This window comes from Streptomyces sp. WAC06614, from assembly GCF_003949795.1.
GTDB lineage: Bacteria > Actinomycetota > Actinomycetes > Streptomycetales > Streptomycetaceae > Streptomyces.
This window is the reverse complement of record NZ_RPRY01000570.1, coordinates 1-2433: the sequence shown is the minus strand read 5'-3', so window position 1 is coordinate 2433 and position 2433 is coordinate 1. Positions and strand designations below refer to the sequence as shown.

Sequence of the window (2433 nt, the reverse complement as noted above, 5' to 3'; positions counted from 1 at the left end):
CCCAGAGCCTGTGACCCCCCGGCCGGTCACCGCACGGGCCGGGGGCCCCGGTCGTGCCCCCACGGCCCGTGCGGTGACCGGCCGGGGGGTCACAGGCTCTGGGCGGTGATGTCGCCGTAGGACGTGGTGGCCCGGACGGTCAGGTCCGGGGTGCCGCCGGTGTTCTTGAGGGAGTTGCGGACGCGGCCGTAGCTGGTGCCCGCGTCCAGGGCGGCGGAGGTGCCGCGGGCGGCGCCGACGGTGATGTCGCCCTTCTGGGTGCTCAGGGTCACCGTGCCGCGGGCGGCCTCGGTGATGCGGATGTCGCCCCGCTGGGTGCTGATCTCGGCGGGGCCGGTCAGGCGGCCGACGGTGATGTCGCCGTCGTGGGCGGCGAGGCGGGCGCTCGCGGCCTCGTCGAGCTTGACCGTGCGGTAGCCGCCGGTGAAGGCCACGTCGCCGAGCCGTCCGACGCCGCGGAACTCGGCGGCGGCCGAGGTCGCCTCGACCCGGGAGCCGGCGGGCAGTTGGACGGTGACCTCGACGGCGCCGGAGTTGCCGACGATCCGGTTCTTCGGCTCGGGGGCGGTGATGCGCAGGACCCCGTCCTCGTAGGCGATCTCGATCTCCGACGCGGCCTTCACGTCGCGGTTCACGGCGGCGTCGGCGGGCCGGACCTCGACGGTGGTGTCGGTGCGGTCGGCGGCGATCAGCTGGATGCGTCCGGCGGGGACGTCCAGGACGGCGGTGACCGGGGCGGTGGTGTCGAACTTCTGCATCGTGTGCTCCTCGGGAGGGCCGGACCCTTGCGGCCCGGCGTTTCTGATGTCGTGAACGCTACGTTGCCTTTCCAGAGTCGGCAACATTGTTGTTGCGTCAAATCGCAATAATCGCAGGTCATTGCAGGGATTTCGTTGCAACGGGCGTGAATCTAATGCAACGCAGGCGGGGATTGTCGTTGCAATGAGATGGAAGTGAAAGCTATGCTGGGGCCCTCACGTACCGCGCAGCAGAAGGAGACCGTGATGCCGGGAGGCAGGCTCACCCCGCAGGAACGCCAGCAGATCGCCCTGGGCCTGGCCGACGGCCTGGCGTACGCGGAGATCGCCCGGCGGCTGGAACGCCCGACCTCCACCGTCACCCGCGAGGTCATGCGCAACGGCGGCCCCACCGGCTACCGCGCCGAACTCGCCCAGCGGGCCACCCGGCACCGCGCCCACCGCCGCAAGCAGGCCGCGCCCCGGGGCTCCGGCGCCGCCGCGCTGCCGCCCGGCCGCGACAGCGAGGCGGTGCGCGCGTACGAGGAGATGTTCACCACCGTGCTCGTACAGTCCGGACTGCCCCGGATGACGGCCCGGTTGATGGTCTGCCTCTACACCACCGACACCGGCAGCCTCACCGCGGCCGAACTCGTCGAGCGGCTGCGGGTCAGCCCGGCGACCGTCTCCAAGTCGGTGGCGATGCTGGAGGGTCAGGGCCTGATCCGCCGGGAGCGCGAGGAGGGGCGCCGCGAGCGCTACGTCGTCGACGACGAGGTCATGTACCAGTCCACGATGGCCAGCGCCCGGGCCACGGCGCAGCTCGCCGACGTCACCCGGCAGGGGGTCGACGTGCTCGGCCCCGGTACCCCGGCCGCCACCCGCCTGGAGAACATCGCCCGCTTCGTCGACTTCATCTCCGAGAGCATCCTGCGCGCCGCGGAACAGGCCCGCGAGGTCCTGCACATGCCGGTCGCGGCGGGCCCGGCCGATGCGGATCCTGCGTAGGGTGCGGGCATGACGCAGATCCGGTGCCGGCGGTTCGTCCGCGCGGAGGGCGAGGCCCTCGTCGACTTCCTCAGCGGGGACACGTGGCCGTTCCACGGCTCGCGCACCGTCGACCCCGAGCAGGTCCGCCGAGGGCTCGCCGACGGGGTGTACGAGGGCGAGGAGAGCCGGACCTTCTGGGTGCTCGTGGGGGACGACGTCGTCGGACTGGTCCGGCTGATGGACCTCGGGGACCCGACGCCCGTCCTGGACCTGCGGATCCGTACGCCGTGGCGGGGGCGCGGGATCGGCCGGCAGGCCCTGGAGTGGGCGACGCGGTACCTGTTCGAGGAGTTCCCGCGGGTGCGGCGGATCGAGGGCACCACCCGGCAGGACAACGTGGCGATGCGGCGCACGTTCCTGCGGTGCGGGTACGTCAAGGAGGCCCACTACCGGCAGGGGTGGCCCGGCGCCGACGGCACCGTGCACGACGCCGTCGGCTACGCCGTGCTGCGCGGCGACCGCGAGGCCGGGACGGTGACCGCCGTGCCGTGGGACGACGAGGAGCTGGTGCGCGGGGACCGCGGGGCCACCGGGGCCGGCGGGGTCAGTGCTCCCGCCCGGCCGTGAGGCCGTCGAGGAGGGCGTTCAGGCCGTGGGTGAAGGTGGGTTCGGGGGAGGCGTTGTAGCCGGCCGCGGGGGTGGCGGG

Annotated in this window: 3 protein-coding genes; 2 read left to right on the top strand and 1 reads right to left on the bottom strand. The window is 73.2% G+C overall.

Features of this window, described 5'->3' with window-relative positions; translation table 11 throughout:
- Positions 1-89: 89 nt before the first annotated feature.
- The gene (locus EF918_RS34805; RefSeq protein WP_125652857.1) at positions 90-758 is read right to left on the bottom strand and encodes a DUF4097 family beta strand repeat-containing protein; all 669 of its coding nucleotides are present in this window, start codon (positions 756-758) and stop codon (positions 90-92) included.
- A 246-nt stretch (positions 759-1004) separates the two neighbouring features.
- Between EF918_RS34805 and EF918_RS34800 the strand changes: the two genes are divergently transcribed.
- Positions 1005-1745, top strand: a complete 741-nt coding sequence (locus EF918_RS34800; RefSeq protein ID WP_125652856.1) for a helix-turn-helix domain-containing protein — start codon at positions 1005-1007, stop codon at positions 1743-1745.
- 9 nt (positions 1746-1754) lie between these two features.
- Positions 1755-2354: a GNAT family N-acetyltransferase gene (locus EF918_RS34795; protein WP_125652855.1), complete on the top strand. Its 600-nt coding sequence runs from the start codon at positions 1755-1757 to the stop codon at positions 2352-2354.
- The last annotated feature ends 79 nt before the right edge of the window (positions 2355-2433 follow it).

What these genes read in the sequence shown, in the direction of transcription:
- EF918_RS34805 (WP_125652857.1), bottom strand. Translation starts at nt 758, where the DNA reads ATGCAGAAGTTCGACACCACCGCCCCGGTCACCGCCGTCCTGGACGTC.
- EF918_RS34800 (WP_125652856.1), top strand. Translation starts at nt 1,005, where the DNA reads ATGCCGGGAGGCAGGCTCACCCCGCAGGAACGCCAGCAGATCGCCCTG.
- EF918_RS34795 (WP_125652855.1), top strand. Translation starts at nt 1,755, where the DNA reads ATGACGCAGATCCGGTGCCGGCGGTTCGTCCGCGCGGAGGGCGAGGCC.